Below are 17,799 nucleotides of genomic sequence, written 5' to 3'. Positions count from 1 at the left end.
CGAGCCTCACGGCAGCTGGAAGACGTACTTGCAGATCCAGTAGAGCACCGCGGCGACGGCGCCGGCCATCGGGAAGGTGAGCACCCAGGCGGCGACGATGGAGCGGGCGACGCCCCAGCGGACGGCGGAGAAGCGCTTGGTGGCGCCGGCACCCATCACCGCGGAGGTGATCGTGTGGGTGGTGGAGATGGGGGCCTCGAAGGCGAACGCGGTGGTGTAGAGGACACCGGCGGCGATCGTCTCGGAGGCGAAGCCGCGGGCTGGGTCGAGGTGGATGATGCGGCGCCCGAGGGTGCGCATGATCCGCCAGCCACCGGCCCAGGTGCCGGCCGAGATGGCGGCCGCCGCGGCGAGGATGACCCACAGCGGCAGGGGGTCGCCGGCGGTGGCGTAGCCACCGGTGAGCAGCGCCAGGAAGATGACACCCATCGTCTTCTGGGCGTCCTGCAGACCGTGGCCCAGCGCCATCGCGGCCGCGGAGACGGTCTGGGCGATGCGGAACCCGCGCTGCGTGCGGTGCGGGTTGCGGCGCCGGAAGACCCACATGATGCCGAGCATGAAGGCGAACGCGGCCATGAAGCCGAAGATCGGCGAGGCGATCATCGGGAGCAGGACCTTGTCGACGATCGCGCTCCACTTGACGTACGACCCGGAGGCCAGCGCAGCGCCGACCAGGCCGCCGATGAGGGCGTGGGAGGACGAGGAGGGCAGGCCGTAGTACCAGGTCACCAGGTTCCAGGTGATCGCACCGAGCAGGCCGGCCATCACGATGACCAGGCCGTGTGAGTTCGCTGAGACGGAGATGACTCCGGCGACGGTGTTGGCGATCTCCTGGCCCAGGAAGGCGCCGACGAAGTTCATGACCGCGGCCATGCCGAGCGCGACCCGAGGGGTCAGCGCGCGCGTCGAGACGGATGTGGCGATCGCGTTGGCGGCGTCGTGGAACCCGTTGGTGTAGTCGAAGACCAAGGCGACGACGACGACCGCGATGACCAGCGCGAGGGTTGCGGACACGCGCTCAGGACTCCTTGACGGCGATCTGCTCCACCGTGTTGGCGACCTTCTCGAAGGCGTCGATCGCTTCCTCGAGGGACTCGATGATGTCCTTGAGCTTGAGTACGTCGATCGTCTTGTACTCGCCGCTGAACAGGTGGGCCAGGATCCGGCGGTGGTTCTTGTCTCCGGTGTTCTCGAGGCGGTTGATCTCGATCCAGTAGTCCGACAGGGACCCCGGGTCGGTCAGCTTCGGCATCGCCTGGGCGGTGAGCTCGGCGCACCGCTGGAGCACCTCGACCTGCTCGGAGACCCGCGGCGGGAGCTCGTGGACCTCGTAGAGCAGGATCATGTCGACGACCTCGTCCATCAGGTCCATGACGTCGTCGAGGGCCGAGCCGAGGGAGTAGATGTCCTCCCGGTCGAACGGCGTGACGAAGGTGCTGTTGACCTTCTTGAACAGCGAGTGCGTGGTCTCGTCGGCGGCGTGCTCGGCGTCGCGCATCTTCTGCGCCACCGCCTCGCGCTCGTCGCCCGCGGACAGCATCTGCGCGAGCAGATCGGCGCCGGTGACGAGGTGGGTGGCCGACTCGGTGAAGAGGTCGTAGAACGCATTGTCGACGGGGCGGAATCGCAAACCCACGGAATACTCCTGGAGAGGCGGAGAAGGTCGGACTCATGCTAGGGGGTCGCTGGCCCGCGCTTGCAAACCAGACCCCCCGGATGCGCGGCCCAGGGGACCGTCTGCTCTCATCCCGTCGTACGTCGGGCGCGGCGACGCGTGATCAGCGTCTCCTGCAGGTGCCGGCTCCCGGCGTTGTGGGTCCACTCCCCGTCGGGTCCCAGCTCCCACCCCGAGGCGTCCGGGGCGAACGCGAGGTCGAAGATCTCCCCGACGCTCGCGATTGCGTCCGCGCGCGGCAGGCGCACCAGCACCTCGACGCGCCGGTCCAGGTTGCGGTGCATCATGTCGGCCGAGCCGATCCAGGCGACCGGCTCGCCGCCGTTCTCGAAGAGGAAGACCCGGCTGTGCTCGAGGAACCGGCCCAGCACCGAGCGCACCTCGATGGTCTCCGACAGCCCGGGTACGCCGGGGCGCAGCGCGCAGATGCCCCGGACCAGCAGCTGCACCGGTACGCCGGCCTGGGAGGCGAGGTAGAGCGCGTCGATGATCGCCTCGTCGACCACCGAGTTGGCCTTGAACCGGATGCGGGCCGGGCGCCCCTCGCGGTGGTGGGCGATCTCGCGGTGGATCTGCTCGATCAGCCCGCTGCGCACGCTGTCGGGGGCGACCAGCAGCTCGTCGTACGACGCGTTGCGCGACCAGCCGGAGAGGTTGTTGAACAGGTGCGCGACGTCCTCGCCGATGGTCTCGTCGGTGGTGAGCAGCCCGAGGTCCTCGTAGGTGCGTGAGGTCTTGGGGTTGTAGTTGCCGGTGCCGATGTGGGTGTAGCGCCGGATGCCGTCGGGCTCCTCGCGCACCACCATCGCCAGCTTGCAGTGCGTCTTGAGCCCCACCAGCCCGTAGACGACGTGGCAGCCGGCCTGCTCGAGCTGGCGGGCCCAGCGGATGTTGGCCTCCTCGTCGAAGCGGGCCTTGATCTCCACGATCACCAGCACCTGCTTGCCGGCCTCCGCCGCGTCGACGAGGGCGTCGATGATCGGGGAGTCGCCGGAGGTGCGATACAGCGTCTGCTTGATCGCCAGCACGTGCGGGTCGGCGGCGGCCTGCTCGAGGAAGCGCTGCACCGAGGTCGCGAACGAGTCGTACGGGTGGTGCAGCAGTACGTCGCGGCGCCGCAGCGACTTGAACACGTCGACCGGCGCGGCCGACTCCACCTCGGCGAGGTAGGGGTGGGTGGTGGGCACGAACGCGGGATACTTCAGCTCCTCGCGGCCCAGGTCGGCGATGCCGTGCAGCCCGCGCAGGTCCAGCGGGCCGGGCAGCCGGACCACCTCCTGCTCGGAGACGCCGAGCTCGGTGACCAGCAGCGCGAGCACCGACGGCGAGATCGTCTCCTCGACCTCCAGGCGCACCGGCGGGCCGAAGCGGCGGCGCAGCAGCTCCTTCTCCAGGGCGGCGAGGAGGTTCTCGGCGTCGTCCTCCTCGACCTCGAGGTCCTCGTTGCGGGTGACGCGGAAGGTGTGCACCTCCAGCACGTCCATGCCCGGGAACAGCCGCTTGAGGTGCTCGCGGATGACGTCCTCCAGCGGCACGAAGCGCTGGTTGCCGAGCGGCACGAAGCGGGCGAAGATCGGCGGCACCTTGACCCGGGCGAAGTGCTGCTTGCCGGTCTTGGGGTTGCGGATCAGCACCGCGAGGTTGAGCGAGAGCCCGGAGATGTAGGGGAACGGGTGCGCCGGGTCGACGGCCAGCGGGGTGAGCACCGGGAAGATGCGCTCCTTGAACAGCCGCTTGCAGGCGCGCTGCTCCTCGCGGTCGAGGTCGTCCCAGCGCACCAGCTGGATGCCCTCCTCGGCGAGCTCGGGCACCACCTGCTCGCGGAACACCCGGGCCTGGCGCAGCGACAGCTCGCGGGCGGTCTGCCAGATCGCCTCGAGGGTCTCGCGCGGCATCATCCCCGACGCCGCGCGGACCGCGAGGCCGGCGGCGATGCGCCGCTTGAGCCCGGCGACGCGGACCATGAAGAACTCATCGAGGTTGCTGGTGAAGATCGCCAGGAACCGGGTCCGCTCCAGCAGCGGCAGCGAGGGGTCCTCGGCGAGCTCGAGCACCCGCTGGTTGAACTTCAGCCAGCTCAGCTCGCGGTCCAGGAACCGGTCGTCGAAGCCCCTGACCGCCGCGATCGCGTCGGGGGCGGGCTCGTACGGCGGCTCGACGTCGAACGGCTCCTCCGGCGGGACGTCGGCGGGCGCGGACGGCGAGAGCTCGGCGGACATGGGTCGAGTGTGGCACCGCTGGGGGAACACGGGGAGTCCAACAGACGACCGGAACCTTGCCGCGGCGGCGATACCCGTGGGTAGGTTGCCGCTGTGACCCGCGACACGACCACGCCGTTCCTGCTCGATCCGCCGGCCCGTCCGGCCCGGTCAGTACGCCGCGGCGCCCGCGCCCGGCTGACGCCGCTGCTGGCCCGGGCGGAGGCCGCCGCCTTCGCCGGGGCGCTCAACCTGCCCCCGCGGGTGCAGCGGGTGCTGGCCGGGAGGCCGGTGGTGCGCGAGGGCCAGACGCTCGCGGTGGACACCCAGTTGATGCTGCGGCTCCAGCAGCTGGCGCGCGAGCCGGCCGCGGAGTCGCTGCCGGTGGCGGCCGGGCGCCGCGCCATCGTGCGCCAGTCCCGGCTGGCCGGCGGTCGGCCAGGCGTCGGCGGCGTACGCGACCTGCGGCTGGGGGATGCCGGGGACCCCGCCGCGCTGCGGGCGCGGCTCTACACCCCGACCGCGCACCCGTCGCTGACCCGGCAGGGCTGGGCGCCGGGCACCCCGGGTGCGCTGAGCCCGCTGCTGGTCTTCTTCCACGGCGGCGGCTTCATCTACGGCGACCTGGAGTCCCACGACGCGTCGTGCCGGCTGCTCGCCGAGCACTCCGGGGTGAGGGTGCTGGCGGTGGACTACCGGCTGGCGCCGGAGGAGCCGTTCCCCGCGGCGTACGACGACTGCGTGGCGGCGTACCGCTGGGTGGTCGAGCACGCCGCCGACCCGGCCGCCGGCCTCGACGTGGACCTGACCCGGATCGCCGTGGGCGGCGACTCGGCCGGCGGCAACCTGGCCGCGGCGGTGGCGATCGTGGCCGCGCGCGAGGGGCTGCCGCTGGCCTTCCAGCTGCTGGTCTACCCGATGGCCGACGCGGAGGGGCGGCTGGCGAGCCGGCGGACCTTCGGCTCGGGGTTCTTCCTGAGCACGGAGTTCATGGACCTGGCGACCGCCAGCTATCTCCCCGACCCCGCGACCCGCGCCGACCCGCGGATCTCGCTGCTGCACGCCGACCTGCCCGCCGGGCTCGCCCCGGCCTACGTCGCCACCGCCGGCTTCGACCCGCTGCGCGACGAGGGCGAGGCGTACGCCGCGCGCCTGGCCGCCGCCGGCGTACCCGTGGAGACCCGCCGCTTCCCCGACCAGATCCACGGGTTCTTCAACGTCGTCGGCGCCGGGCGCACCGCCCGCGCCGCGCACCGCGAGATCGCCGGGGTGCTGCGGGAGGCCCTGCGCTGAGCCCCGTGAGGGGAGAGGCAACTACCCGCCGCCGGGGGCAGAACGACCGCCCTCAGCGCCCCTCGTCGAGCAACCGCGCGAGGTAGACGCCGTACCCGCTCTTGGTGAGCTCGGCCGCGCGGGCGGCGAGCTGGTCGTCGTCGATCAGGCCCATCCGCCAGGCGACCTCCTCGGGTGCGCCGATCTTCTGGCCCTGCCGGTGCTCGATCGCGCGCACGAAGTCGCTGGCGTTGGCGAGGTCGTCGAAGGTGCCGGTGTCCAGCCACGCGGCACCGCGGGGGAGCACCTCGACGTGCAGGCGCCCCTGCTCGAGGTAGCGCCGGTTGAGGTCGGTGATCTCGAGCTCGCCGCGCTCGGAGGGCTTGAGGTCGCGGGCCAGGTCGACCACGCCGGCGTCGTAGAAGTACAGCCCCGGCACCGCGTAGTTGCTGCGCGGGTGCGCGGGCTTCTCCTCCAGGGAGAGCGCCAGCCCGGCGTCGTCGAACTCCACCACGCCGTACGCCGTGGGGTCGGCGACCCGGTAGCCGAAGACCACGGCGCCGTCGACGTCGTGGAAGCGGCGCAGCCGGGTGCCGAGGCCCTCGCCGTAGAAGAGGTTGTCGCCCAGCACCATCCCGACCGGCTCGGAGCCGATGTGCCGCTCGCCGATCATGAACGCCTGGGCGAGGCCGTCGGGGCTGGGCTGGACCGCCCAGGAGATCTCGATCCCGAACTGCGAGCCGTCGCCGAGCAGCCGCCGGAAGAGGTCGGCCTCGTGCGGCGTGGTGATCACCAGGACCTCGCGGATCCCGGCCAGCATCAGCGTCGAGAGCGGGTAGTAGATCATCGGCTTGTCATAGACCGGCAGCAGCTGCTTGCTGACGCCGAGCGTGATGGGGTGCAGCCTGGAGCCGGTCCCGCCGGCGAGGATGATGCCGCGCATGGAGCGAACTGTAGGCACGACCGGGACCTCGGTGCCTAGCATCGAGCACATGAACCGCATCCTCGTGACCGGTGGCGCCGGATTCATCGGCTCCAACTTCGTGCATCACCTCGTCGCCCGGACCGACGCGCGGGTCACCGTGCTGGACCGGCTGACCTACGCCGCCAGCCGCGAGGCGATCGACGCGCTGCCGTCGGACCGGGTCTCGCTGGTGGTCGGCGACGTGGCCGACGGGGCGGTCGTCGACCCGCTCGTCGCCGAGCACGACGCGGTGGTCCACTTCGCCGCGGAGTCCCACAACGACAACTCGCTGGCCGACCCCTCGCCGTTCATCCACACCAACCTGGTCGGCACCTTCACCCTGCTCGAGGCGGTCCGCAAGGCCGGGACCCGGCTCCACCACGTCTCCACCGACGAGGTGTACGGCGACCTCGCGCTCGACGACCCGCAGCGCTTCACCGAGGCCACGGCGTACAACCCCTCCAGCCCGTACTCCGCCACCAAGGCCGGCTCGGACCACCTGGTGCGGGCGTGGGTGCGCAGCTTCGGGGTGCAGGCGACGATCTCCAACTGCTCCAACAACTACGGGCCCTGGCAGCACGTCGAGAAGTTCATCCCGCGCCAGATCACCAACGTGCTCGCCGGCGGCCGGCCCAAGGTGTACGGCGCGGGGCTCAACGTGCGCGACTGGATCCACGCCGAGGACCACTCCGCCGCCGTGTGGACGATCCTCACCCGCGGGCGCATCGGCGAGACCTACCTGATCGGCGCCGACGGGGAGCGCACCAACCTGGAGGTCGTGCGCGCGATCCTGCGCCAGCTCGGGCGCCCGGAGGACGACTTCGACCTGGTGACCGACCGCGCCGGGCACGACCTGCGCTACGCGATCGACTCCACCAAGCTGCGCACCGAGCTCGGCTGGGCGCCGGCGTACGCCGACTTCGAGGCCGGGCTCGCCGCCACCGTCGAGTGGTACGCCGCGCACGAGGACTGGTGGCGCCCCCACAAGGGCGCGGTCGAGAGCGCCTACGCGGCGAAGGGCCAGTGACGGTGACGGAGCCTGTCGCGACCCTTCGCGTGGAGGAGACCGCGATCCCCGGCCTCCTCGTGGTGCAGCTGCCCGTGCACGCCGACTCCCGCGGCTGGTTCAAGGAGAACTGGCAGCGCGAGAAGATGACCGCCCTCGGGCTGCCCGACTTCGGGCCGGTGCAGAACAACATCTCCTTCAACGCCCGGCGCGGCGCCACCCGCGGCATCCACGCCGAGCCCTGGGACAAGCTGGTCTCGGTGGCCACCGGACGGGTCTTCGGCGCGTGGGTGGACCTGCGGGCGGGCGACAGCCTCGGCACCGTGGTCCACCTCGAGGTCGGTCCCGGCACCGCGGTGTTCGTCCCGCGCGGGGTCGGCAACTCCTACCAGGCGCTCGAGGACGCGACGGCGTACTCCTACCTGGTCAACGAGCACTGGCGCCCCGGCACGACCTACCCCGCCGTCGCGCTCGACGACCCGGCGCTCGCGATCCCGTGGCCGGTGCCGCTCGCCGAGGCCGACGTCTCCGAGAAGGACCGGCACAACCCCACCCTCGACGCCGTGGAGCCGATGGCCGGGCGGCGCACGCTGGTGCTCGGCGGGCACGGCCAGCTCGGGCAGGCGCTCGCGGAGGCGTTCCCGGGCAGCCACGTCGTGGGCCGCGACGAGCTCGACGTGACCGACCCCGAGGCGCTGGCCGCCTGGCCGTGGGGGGAGTACGACGTGGTGATCAACGCCGCCGCCTGGACCGGCGTCGACGACGCCGAGACGCCGGACGGGCGGGCCGGGGCGTGGGCGGCGAACGCCCAGGCGCCCGCCGCGCTGGCCCGGGTGGCCACCGAGCACCGGCTGACGCTGGTGCACTACTCCTCCGACTACGTCTTCGACGGCACCCGCGAGGTGCACACCGAGGACGAGCCGCTGAGCCCGCTCGGCGTCTACGGGCAGACCAAGGCCGCGGGCGACGTCGCGGTCGCGACCACCCCGCGGCACTACCTGCTGCGCACCTCGTGGGTGGTCGGCGCCGGCGGCAACTTCGTGCGGACGATGCAGTCGCTGGCCGCCCGGGGCGTCTCGCCGAGCGTGGTCGACGACCAGATCGGCCGGCTGACGTTCACCGACGAGCTCGCGCGCGCCACCCGGCACCTGCTCGACGTCGGCGCGGCGTACGGCACCTATCACGTCAGCAACGCCGGCGACCCGCTGTCGTGGGCGGGGCTCGCGCGGGCGGTCTTCGCGCTCAGCGGTCGCTCGGGCGACGACGTGACGCCGGTGAGCACCGAGGAGTACGCCGCGGGCAAGGCGATGGCGCCCCGCCCGCGCCACAGCGTGCTCGACCTGACCCGGATCCGCGCCACCGGCTTCGAGCCGGAGGACCAGCTGGTCGCGCTGCGGCGCTACTGCGCGGAGTCTCCGGGCTGAGGCGTGCCGGTGACGGAGTAGGTAGTTCGTGACGCGAGGGACTGTGGACAACGCTCTCCACAGTCCCCAACGTCACGAACTACCCGAGATCTCAGACCTCCGGGCGCCACCGGCGCAGGAGCGCGGTGAACTCGACCGGGTCGACCATCTTCGCGTCGATGACCAGCGGCGGCATCGCGGGACGCTCCAAGCGGGCCTCCCAGCCGGGCTCGCCGGGGGTGCCGGCGAGGGTGACGCGGGTGCGCTCGTCGGTGAGGTCGACATGGTGGTGCTCGCCGTCGGCGCGGACCTCGACGAGGCCGTTGCCGATCCGCACGAAGCGGCGCGAGGTCAGCACCCGCACGCCGAGCACCAGCAGGAGGAGCGCGAGGACGCCGCCGATCACCGCGAGGTCGTTGGCGACCCGACCGTCGACCACGAGGTACGCCGTCGCGCCGGCCGCGGCGAGCGCGAGCAGCACCAGCAGCCAGCCGAACACGGCGCCGCGGCGGCGTCGGTAGCGCACCGGCTTCTCCGCGGGCGCGTCGTCCGGGCGCGAGACGATCGGGGCCTCAGGAGTCGCGGGCGCGGGCGCCGCGTGGCGCGGGGCCCCGCCGAGCAGCTGCTCGCGGGCCTCGGCCAGCTCGACGGCCAGGGCGGCCGCGCGCTCCTCGGCGGCGATCCGGTCCTCGAGGGCGTACTCGGCGAGCTCGGCCTGGTGGCGCACCGAGGACTCGACGGCCTGCCGGTCGATGGCGCGCGCCTCGGCGGCGTCCTCGACCTCGGCGCGCAGCCGGGCGTGCTCGGCGGCGTCGCGCTCGGCGGCCTCGCGGGCGGCGAGCGCGGCGGCGAGCTCCTCGGTGCGTGCGGCGAGCTGCTCCTCGGCGCGCTGGCGGGCCTCGGTGGCCTGGGCGGCGAGCTCGGCGTGCGCCTGGGCCTCCTGCTCGGCGGCGACCCGGGCCACGACGGCCGCGGTCGCGACCTCCTCGGCCTCGAGCCGCGCGGCGTGGGCTGCCTCGAGGTCGGCGGCCAGCGCGCGGGCGGACTCCTCCGCGGCGGTCCGGGACTCATGGGCGAGCCGAGCGGTCTCGCTCGCCTGCTCGGCGGCGGCGTGGGCGGCGCTCTCGCCGGCCGCGGCCTGCCCGGCCAGGGTGGCCTGGGCGGTGGCGGCGGCCTCGGCCTCGGTGCGGGCGACCAGTGCGGCCGCGGCCTGCTCGGCGGCGCTGGCGGCGTCCTCCTCGGCGGCGAGCCGCGCGGCGTGCGCCTCCTCGGCGGCCCGCGCCTGGGCCCGGGCGGCCTCGTCGGCGAGGGTGCGGGCGGCGAAGGCCTCCTCGGCGGCGCGCTCGGCCACCGCGCGGGCGTCGTACGCCGCCTGGGCGAGTCGGGCGTGCTCCGCGGCGGCGGTCTCGGCCGTCTGGCGGGCCTCGGCCTCGGCGCGGGCGAGCGCGCCGGCGGCGGCGGACTCGGTGTGCGCGGCGTGCTCGGCGGCGGCCGCACGTCCGGCGAGCGCGGCCTGCTCGGCGGCCGCCTGCTCGGCGGCGCGGCGGGCCTCGTGGGCCTGGGCGGCGTCCACCGCGGCGGCGCCGGCTGCCTGCTCGGCGGCGGTGCGCGCGGCGTGCGCCTCCTGGGCCAGGCGTGCGTGCTCGGTGGCGGCCTCGTCGGCGGCGGTGCGGGCGGCCGCCTGCTCGGCGGCCTTCGCCTCGGCCGCCTCGCGGGCGGCGGCCTGCTCGGCCGCGGCGGTCTCGGCGACCTGGCGCTCCCGGGCGGTGGCCGCGGTGCGGGCGAGGTGCTCCTCGGTGGCGGTGGCCGCGCTCGCCACGGCGGCGCGCAGCGCCTCCTCGGCGGTGGTGCGCTCGCCCTGGGCCTGGGCGGCGACGCTGGCCTGCTCGGCGGCGGCCTGCTCGGCCTCGCCGCGGGCGGTGTGGGCCGCCTCGGCCGCGGCGGCGGCCTCGCGGGCGGCCTCCTCGGCCCGGGTGCGGGCCTCGAGGGCGGCCCGGGCGGCGTCGGTCTGCTCGCGCGCGACCTGCTCGGCGCGCTCGCGCGCCTCCTCGGCCCGCTGGGCGGCGGCCTCGGCCTGCTCGTGCAGCGCGGCGGCCGCGGCGGCGGCCTCGGCCTGGGCGCGGGCGGCCTGCTCGGCCTGCTCGCGCAGCCGGGCGGCCTCGGTGCCGGCCGTCTCAGCGGCGGTGCGCTCGTCGGTGGCAGCGGCGGCGGCCTGCTCGGCGGCGGCGCGTGCCGCGAACGCCTCCTCGACGGCGGCCGCGCGCTCGGTGAGCGTTCGGTCGGCCGCCTCGCGGGCCGCGATCGCCTCGCGGGCGGCGTCCTCGGCGACCAGCCGCTCGGCGCTCGCCTCCGCGGCGGCCAGCTCGGCGGAGCGGCGCAGCGCGGTGGCCTGCTCGGCGGCGGCCTGGGCCTCGCCGAGCCGGGCGGCGTACTCCTCGGGGCTGAGGAGCGGAGCCGGGGGTGGGGTGGGCTCGGGGGGCACGGTGGCCCGGTCGCGACGCCGCCAGCGGCGCCCGCCGGTCTGGTCGGATTCGTCGAGTGAGGTGGCCGCGTTCATCGGCGCTGAGCGTAGTCGAGCCCCGCCGCCGGGGGCCCACTGGTCGAGCCGGTGGGCCGACCTCAGCCGCGCCGGTACTGCACGTGCGTGTCCACGTCGTCGTGGCGGAAGCCGAGACGGGAGTAGACGGCGATGGCGGGGGCGTTGTCGGACTCGACGTAGAGCAGCACCTCGCGCACCCCGGCGTCGGTGAGGTGGTGCAGGCCGGCGAGGGTGAGCAGGGAGCCGAGTCCGCGTCCCTGCGCGGCCGGGTCGATGCCCACGACGTAGACCTCGCCGAGCTCGGGGGAGTGGCGCTTGGTCCAGTGGAAGCCGAGCAGCCGGTCCGAGCCGGCCTCGGTGGCGACCAGCAGCCCCGCGGGGTCGAACCAGTCCGCGCGCATCCGCTCCTCGAGCTCCGCGGCGTCCATCGCGCCCTGCTCGGGGTGGGCGGCGAAGGCGGCGGCGTTGACGCGCACCACCTCCTCGGCGTCCTGCGGCCGGTAGCCGCGCACCTCGATCCCGGCCGGCACCGTCAGCGCCGGCAGCGGGTCGCTCGCGTCGCGGCGCATCACCCACAGGTCCCGCACCCGCTCGAAGTCGTACGCCGCGGCGAGCGCGGCCGCCCCGGGGTGGTTGCCGTGCGACCAGGCGAGCAGCTGCGCGGGGCCGGCGGCCTCGGTGTTGGCGAGGACGTGCTCGAGGAGTGCCCGCCCGACCCCGCGGCGGCGGGCGGTCGGGCGCACGACCAGGCTCAGGTCGGCGCCGACCAGCAGCGCGAAGCCGTCCTCGCTCTCCCAGGCCCGCACCCGCTCGTGGTGGGCGAGCGCCCGCCAGGTCGCCTCGTCCAGCGGCGCGGCGCCGTCCGCCTCCTCCGCCTCGTGGGCGATCTGCTCGATGCTCATGCCCCCACCCTGTCACGCGGCCTGGAGCGGCCAGTCCCACCGTGCGATGCCGGTCACGAGGGCCCGGTCACCGGCCGATAGGGTCGCGGGGGCCTATCCCCTGTACCGATGCTTGGAGTGCCCGCGTGGAGTTGCGTGACTACCTGAGGCTGCTTCGGCGGCGCTGGCTGATGATCCTGTCCGTCACGGCGGTGGTGCTGGCGGCGGCGGCGACGTTGACGTTCACCGCGACGCCGCAGTACCAGTCCTCGGCGCAGCTCTTCGTCTCCACCTCCAGCCAGAGCGGTGGCAGCGACGCCTACCAGGGCGCGCTGTTCTCCGGGCAGCGGGTGACCTCCTACGCCCAGCAGGTCAACACGACCCAGCTGGCCGACTCGGTGATCGCCGACCTCGACCTCGACCTCACCGCCGCTGAGCTCACGGGCAAGGTGTCGGCCTCGGTGCTGCCCGAGACCGTGATGGTCAAGATCACCGCGACCGACCCGGAGCCCGCGCTGGCCCAGGCGATCGCGCAGTCCTACGCCGAGCAGCTCTCCGCCTGGATCGAGGAGATCGAGACGATCGGCGGACGCACCCCGATCCGCGCCAGCCTCTCCGACGCGGCGTCCCTGCCGAGCGACCCGTCCTCGCCGCAGCCGGTGCGCAACCTGGGCCTCGGCCTGGTGCTCGGCCTGCTGCTGGGTGTCGGCCTGGCGCTGCTGCGCGAGCTGCTCGACACCAGCGTCAAGGACCCGGCCGAGGCCACCACGCTCACCGCGGCGCCGATGCTCGGCTCGATCGCCTACGACGCCGCGGCCCGCACCGAGCCGCTGATCACCTCGCTGCCCACGACGGCGCCGCGCGCCGAGGCGTTCCGGGTGATCCGCACCAACCTGCAGTTCCTCGAGGTCGACCACGCCGAGAAGGTCGTGGTCGTGACCTCGGCGCTGCCCAACGAGGGCAAGACCAGCACCTCGCTCAACCTGGCGCTGTCGCTGGCCCAGGCCGGCAAGAAGACGCTCCTCATCGAGGGTGACCTGCGCCGCCCCAAGGCCAGTGCCGCGCTCGGCCTCGACCACGCCGTCGGCGTCACCACCGTGCTGGTCGGCAAGGTCAGCCTCGAGGAGGCGATCCAGAAGCACCCGGGCACCGACCTGAGGGTGCTCAGCGCCGGGGCGATCCCCCCGAACCCGGCCGAGCTGCTCCAGTCGCACGCGATGACCGAGCTGCTGGCCAAGATCCGCAACGACTTCGACGTCGTGATCATCGACGCCCCGCCGCTGCTCCCGGTCACCGACGCGGCCCTGCTGGCCTCGCACGCCGACGGCGCGCTGCTCGTGGTCCGCTACGGCTCCACCACCCGCGACCAGCTCGCGCAGTCGGTCGAGCGGCTCGCCAGCGTCGACGCCAAGGCGCTGGGCCTGGTCATGAACATGGTGCCCGCGCGGCGCAGCGGCAGCTACGGCTACGGGTACGGCTACGGCTACGCACCCGAGACCGCCGACGCCGGCAAGCACCAGAAGGCCTGACACCCTCGCGGGTGCGTCCTCAGCGAGGGCGCACCCCGAGCAGCGCGGCCGCGCCGGCGCCGTCGACCGGCTCGCGCTGGGCCAGGCGCCCCAGCGCGACCGCGCGCTCGACGAGCTGGGCGTTGGAGGTCACCGGCACGCCGGGGGCGTAGGACAGCACGTCCTCCATGCCGACCCGCAGGTGCCCGCCCATCGACAGGGCGCCCAGCGCGACCGGCAGCGTCGAGCGGCCCACCCCGGTGGCCGACCAGCTGGTCACCTCGGGCGGCAGCATCCCGACCGCCGCGACCAGCGCAGGTGCGGTGCCGGGCATCCCGCCGGGCACGCCCATCACCAGGTCGCAGTGCACCCGCCCGCCGTACGGCAGGCCCTCGGTGTCGAGCAGCCGGCGCAGCGCGGCGACCTGGCCGAGGTCGAAGAGCTCGAACTCCGGCACCACCTCGCGCTCCCGGCTGAGCCGGTAGAGCTCGCGCACGAACGGCCAGGGGTTGAGGAACACCTCGTCGCCGAAGTTCACGGTGCCCATCGTCAGGCTGCACGAGTCGGGTGCGGCGTCGAGCACCCGCAGCCGGTCCTCGAGCGGGTCGTGCACCGAGCCGCCGGTGGAGAGCTGCACGACCAGGCCGGTGCTCTCGCGCAGCGCGGTCACGGTTTCGGTGAGCCGGCCGAGGTCGAGGGTGGGGCGGTGCTCGTCGTCGCGGATGTGCACGTGCACCATCGCAGCGCCCGCGACCTCGCAGGCCTTGGCGGCGACGACCAGCTCCTCCAGCGTCGTGGGGAGCTGAGGGACGTCGCCCTTGGCCGTCTCGGCGCCGGTGGGGGCGACGGTGACGAGGAGAGCGTTGCGGGGGAGCGGGCGGGAGTCCGGGGCGGCCGTCATCCCGGCATGCTGCCAGAGACCGGGGTGCGAGAACATGCATCCGTGCGAGCGGTGATCCAGCGTGTCCTGCGGGCGAGCGTGCGGGTGGTCGACGACGAGAGCGTCGACCCGGTCGGCGAGGTGGTCGGCGAGCTCGCCGGGCCCGGGCTGCTGGTCTATCTCGGCGTCACCCACGACGACGACGCGCGGGACGTCGCGTGGACGGCGCGCAAGGTCTGGGACCTGCGGCTGCTGCGCGAGGAGCGCTCCGCCTCCGACGTCCGCGCCCCGGTGCTCGTGGTCAGCCAGTTCACGCTGTACGGCGACGCCCGCAAGGGTCGGCGCCCCACCTGGCAGGCGGCCGCGCCCGGCCCGGTCAGCGAACCGCTGTACGACGCGTTCTGCGCCGAGCTCCAGCGCCTCGGCGCCCACGTCGAGTGCGGCGTCTTCGGCGCCGACATGCGGGTCGAGTCGGTCAACGACGGCCCGATCACCCTGGTCCTGGACAGCCCCCGGCCGCAGTAGGCGCGGACGTCAGTAGACGAGCGCCTGCACCCCGTCGCGCAGCGCCTCCTCGGCGAACACCGCCGCACCCGCGATCCGCACCCCGTCGGCGACGTCCGCCGCGGTGATCCCACGCCGGGTGGCGCACTGGGTGCACACGGTCACCGCCCCGCCACCCAGCACCACCTCGAGCAGCGTCGCCACCGGCGTCGCGTGCTTCAGCCCGAGGTCGAGCCCTCGGTCGGGTACGGCTGCCCACACGGCATCGCCGGTCAGCCACAACGATACTTCAGCCCCCGCCGCGACGGCGGCACCGGCGACCGTGAAGGCTTGGTTGGACCGCTCGGGGTCGTCGGTGCCGCAGGTGACCTTGATGAGAGCGGGGCGAGGCATGTTCGGAGGCTATCTTCCGATGCGGGATTCGAACCCCTTGCGCGACGTGGTGGGCCGCCTATTGACAGATGATTGTGCTGCTATCCCGGCCGTGTGCGTCTTGCAGATCGAGCGGTTTGTTGTGGCGGGTGAGCCGCGGGGGCATGTGACGCGATCGCCAGCGGTGCTTCGCGGGCGGCCCAGCGGGGCGGCCAGCGTCCCGGTACCCTCCGGATCGTGAGCAAGCCGGCGCGCCAAGTCATCGATCCCTCCCCACTGGTGACCCGACTGTGGGGGACCTTCTTGATCCTGGCTCTTTCGGGAGGCATCGCGGCGGGATGGGCTCACTTCAGTTCCCGAGTCGACGAGACTGTCGGCGCCTCAAGCGCGATAAGGGCCCCGAAGGGGCCGTGCGATCACGATCCTGTGGCCGCCGTGCCTGACCTCCGCGATGGCGACGTGGTCGCCGCGGCGATCGGCGATTCCTTCATGTACGGGCAGGGTGCTGAACGGCCTAGCGGTGGGTACATCGACCAAGTTGCCGATGCTGTCGCCTGGGACTTCAGTCCATTCCCGAATCGCGGGGCGGGCTACGTGCATTACGGCATGGATCGCAAGGGCTGGGACTACGGATTGATGGCCGAGCGGAAGGTCGTGCCACTCAATCCGGACGTCGTTTTCATCCAGGGGAGCCCCAATGATCTCCCCGAGCCCGGCGTTGAGGATCGGGCTCACCAGGTGTTCCGCTACCTCGCGCGTGAGCTTCCGGACGCCGCAATCGTCGTGCTGGGGCCGATCCCCGCGCCTGACGTTCGGCCGGAACTCGAGCGCCTGAACGGGGAGATCCGCGACGGGGCAGCTTGCGCCGGTGTGCACTTCATCGACGCGTTCGACCGCGGCTGGAGCATTGAGCACCGTCCAGACGGTGACGTGCACCCCACGCAGCGCGGTCACGATCGACTCGCGCAGGAAGTCCTATCCGGTCTCCGCGACTTCGCTGCGTGAGGCCGGGCGACGCCGGCTCCCGGCCGAGCGTGTCCAACGTTCAGGCGTCAGGGCGCGGTCGCGGGCTGCGGTAGCGTACACGGGTGCTGGAACGGGGAGATGGGTCGCCAAGCGCGGCAAAGCGAGTCGGGGCTTACGCGGCTTACGGCTTGGGTTCCGTCCTACTTGTGTACGTCGCCCTGCTGGGCGATCAGCCTGCTGCCGGCGTGGTCGGACTAGTACTAGCTGTGCTGCTCTTCCGCGATTGGCGTGTGTGGGCGACGCTCGCCGCCGCGACCCTGCCGTTCGCTGCCCCTCTGGTGGTCTCGGCTGGCGGTCTCGGGCTGGCGCTGTGCGACATCTTCGCGGTGCTTGCCCTGGCGTCGTACTACAGCCAAGGCAAGCACCGCGACTTGCCGTGGCGGCCGCTCGCGGCGGTGGCCGTGCCGGTCGCCGGGGCGGCGGTGTACTTCATCGTCGCTGGGCTCCAGGTTGTCGGCGTGCATCCGTCCATCCATACCGCGCTGACGCTGGTCCAGCGCATCGAGCTGGTCGTGGTGTGGCTGGTCTTGGGCGCCGTGATTTACCAGGGCAAGGCCTTGCGGCCCGTGCTGATTGTCTACGTCGCCGGATCGCTCCTGCTGGCCTTGGCTTGGTACGCCGCACCCGGCAGCACTGGGGTGCTCGGCGTGCAGAAGAACCCGGCGGGGTCGGTCATCGTGGTTGCGATTCTGATCGCCCTTATTATGTGGAAGTCCACTTGGCGGCTGGTGCCGGTCGTGATTCTTGTCGGCGGGCTGGCGTGCACCGGCAGCCGGGGTTCGATGGTCAGCCTCGCTGTCGCGGCCCTCGTGCTGCTGGCGCTCGGTCGCTCGCTGAAGACGAGCGTCATCGCTCTCGCTGGCATGGGGGCCGCAGCCTGGGCAGCGCTCGCCTTCCTCCCGGCCGCAATGGTAGACCGCATCCTGAACCGCAGCAGCGAGGGCCGATACAACGCAGACCTGCGAGACGTGTTCGTCGAAGACGCATTGACGCAGTGGTCACACCACCAGTGGACCGGTGTCGGGATCGGCGAGTACCAGCAGTACTTCTCGGCCATCATCCGAGTTCCTACCACCGACCCGCACAACGTGTACGCCCTAGCGCTGGTCGAGGGCGGGTGGCCACTGCTGCTCGGATTCCTCTTCCTCATGGGCGTGACGATGGTGTGGCTGGTTCGCCATTTCCGAGTGTCTCCGCTGATCGTTCTCGCGATCTGCGCGAGCGCCGCCACCTTTGTGCACGCCTACATCGACGTGTACTGGGTGCGCGGGACGCCCTCCCTGGCCTGGCTGTTGGTCGGCATCGCAGGTGGCGCAATCGCCGCGAGCATGTCGGCCGAGCTGGAGCCCAAGCCCGAGCACGAGCCAGTCCAGATAGGCCGACCTGCGACGCCTATGCGGCGGTGACCTGCCTCCATCCAGGGCAACCCCAGTACCATCCGTCGTTGCGTTGCGTTGCGTTGCGCTCGTAGGTCGTGGCGTCGATGGCGCGAAACGACTGGTGACTGCGCTCGTGGTGCGTGCCAGCGTTCACCCGCGTGGTTGTCGGCACACCCGCCTTGCCGGACGGTC

The 17,799-nt window shown here is 73.0% G+C and carries 15 protein-coding genes; 7 read left to right on the top strand and 8 right to left on the bottom strand.

Features of this window, described 5'->3' with window-relative positions; all coding sequences use genetic code 11:
* Positions 1 to 6 precede the first annotated feature (6 nt).
* From HBO46_RS18460 to HBO46_RS18450, 3 genes are all read right to left on the bottom strand, one after another.
* Positions 7 to 1,014 carry an inorganic phosphate transporter gene (locus HBO46_RS18460; RefSeq protein WP_166134313.1) on the bottom strand — a complete coding sequence of 336 codons (1,008 nt, stop codon included), beginning with the start codon at positions 1,012 to 1,014 and terminating at the stop codon, positions 7 to 9.
* 4 nt (positions 1,015 to 1,018) lie between these two features.
* On the bottom strand, positions 1,019 to 1,636 hold the full coding sequence (locus HBO46_RS18455; protein WP_224769237.1) for a DUF47 domain-containing protein: 618 nt from the start codon (positions 1,634 to 1,636) through the stop codon (positions 1,019 to 1,021).
* A gap of 107 nt (positions 1,637 to 1,743) precedes the next feature.
* Positions 1,744 to 3,894, bottom strand: a complete 2,151-nt coding sequence (locus tag HBO46_RS18450; protein WP_166134311.1) for an RNA degradosome polyphosphate kinase — start codon at positions 3,892 to 3,894, stop codon at positions 1,744 to 1,746.
* A gap of 93 nt (positions 3,895 to 3,987) precedes the next feature.
* On the opposite strand from HBO46_RS18450, the gene HBO46_RS18445 reads away from it, so the two are divergent.
* Positions 3,988 to 5,166 (top strand): alpha/beta hydrolase, encoded by a 1,179-nt coding sequence (locus HBO46_RS18445; RefSeq protein WP_224769236.1) that lies wholly within the window; start codon positions 3,988 to 3,990, stop codon positions 5,164 to 5,166.
* A 52-nt stretch (positions 5,167 to 5,218) separates the two neighbouring features.
* Here the strand turns inward: HBO46_RS18445 and rfbA are convergent, their stop codons facing one another.
* Positions 5,219 to 6,088 carry a glucose-1-phosphate thymidylyltransferase RfbA gene (gene rfbA, locus HBO46_RS18440; protein WP_166134309.1) on the bottom strand — a complete coding sequence of 290 codons (870 nt, stop codon included), beginning with the start codon at positions 6,086 to 6,088 and terminating at the stop codon, positions 5,219 to 5,221.
* A gap of 49 nt (positions 6,089 to 6,137) precedes the next feature.
* Here rfbA and rfbB point away from each other — a divergent pair, with 49 nt between their 5' ends.
* A complete protein-coding gene (gene rfbB / locus HBO46_RS18435; protein ID WP_166134307.1) occupies positions 6,138 to 7,136 on the top strand; it encodes a dTDP-glucose 4,6-dehydratase in 999 nt (332 codons plus the stop codon).
* A 2-nt stretch (positions 7,137 to 7,138) separates the two neighbouring features.
* Positions 7,139 to 8,539 carry a sugar nucleotide-binding protein gene (locus HBO46_RS18430; RefSeq protein ID WP_224769235.1) on the top strand — a complete coding sequence of 467 codons (1,401 nt, stop codon included), beginning with the start codon at positions 7,139 to 7,141 and terminating at the stop codon, positions 8,537 to 8,539.
* 91 nt (positions 8,540 to 8,630) lie between these two features.
* Here HBO46_RS18430 and HBO46_RS18425 read toward each other — a convergent pair whose 3' ends face one another.
* Both HBO46_RS18425 and mshD read right to left on the bottom strand, forming a co-directional pair.
* A complete protein-coding gene (locus HBO46_RS18425) occupies positions 8,631 to 11,075 on the bottom strand; it encodes a hypothetical protein (RefSeq protein WP_166134303.1) in 2,445 nt (814 codons plus the stop codon).
* 62 nt (positions 11,076 to 11,137) lie between these two features.
* Positions 11,138 to 11,959: a mycothiol synthase gene (mshD, locus tag HBO46_RS18420; protein ID WP_166134301.1), complete on the bottom strand. Its 822-nt coding sequence runs from the start codon at positions 11,957 to 11,959 to the stop codon at positions 11,138 to 11,140.
* A 125-nt stretch (positions 11,960 to 12,084) separates the two neighbouring features.
* On the opposite strand from mshD, the gene HBO46_RS18415 reads away from it, so the two are divergent.
* Positions 12,085 to 13,467, top strand: coding sequence for a polysaccharide biosynthesis tyrosine autokinase (locus tag HBO46_RS18415; RefSeq protein ID WP_166134299.1), 1,383 nt, complete (start codon positions 12,085 to 12,087; stop codon positions 13,465 to 13,467).
* Positions 13,468 to 13,486: 19 nt separating this feature from the next.
* Here the strand turns inward: HBO46_RS18415 and HBO46_RS18410 are convergent, their stop codons facing one another.
* Positions 13,487 to 14,347, bottom strand: coding sequence for a BKACE family enzyme (locus tag HBO46_RS18410; protein ID WP_166134297.1), 861 nt, complete (start codon positions 14,345 to 14,347; stop codon positions 13,487 to 13,489).
* Between the two features lie 42 nt (positions 14,348 to 14,389).
* Between HBO46_RS18410 and dtd the strand changes: the two genes are divergently transcribed.
* A complete protein-coding gene (gene dtd / locus HBO46_RS18405; RefSeq protein ID WP_191480173.1) occupies positions 14,390 to 14,851 on the top strand; it encodes a D-aminoacyl-tRNA deacylase in 462 nt (153 codons plus the stop codon).
* Positions 14,852 to 14,860: 9 nt separating this feature from the next.
* Here dtd and HBO46_RS18400 read toward each other — a convergent pair whose 3' ends face one another.
* Positions 14,861 to 15,223, bottom strand: a complete 363-nt coding sequence (locus HBO46_RS18400) for a DsrE family protein (protein ID WP_166134293.1) — start codon at positions 15,221 to 15,223, stop codon at positions 14,861 to 14,863.
* A 216-nt stretch (positions 15,224 to 15,439) separates the two neighbouring features.
* Here HBO46_RS18400 and HBO46_RS18395 point away from each other — a divergent pair, with 216 nt between their 5' ends.
* Entirely contained in the window at positions 15,440 to 16,207 is a 768-nt protein-coding gene (locus HBO46_RS18395; protein ID WP_166134291.1) for an SGNH/GDSL hydrolase family protein, read from the top strand.
* A gap of 167 nt (positions 16,208 to 16,374) precedes the next feature.
* The gene (locus HBO46_RS18390; protein WP_166134289.1) at positions 16,375 to 17,634 is read left to right on the top strand and encodes an O-antigen ligase family protein; all 1,260 of its coding nucleotides are present in this window, start codon (positions 16,375 to 16,377) and stop codon (positions 17,632 to 17,634) included.
* Positions 17,635 to 17,799: the final 165 nt, after the last annotated feature.

Origin of the sequence: Nocardioides ochotonae, assembly GCF_011420305.2 — a bacterium.
Lineage (GTDB): Bacteria > Actinomycetota > Actinomycetes > Propionibacteriales > Nocardioidaceae > Nocardioides > Nocardioides ochotonae.
Note: the sequence above shows the minus strand (reverse complement) of the source record. Positions and strands in the feature narration are given on the sequence as shown.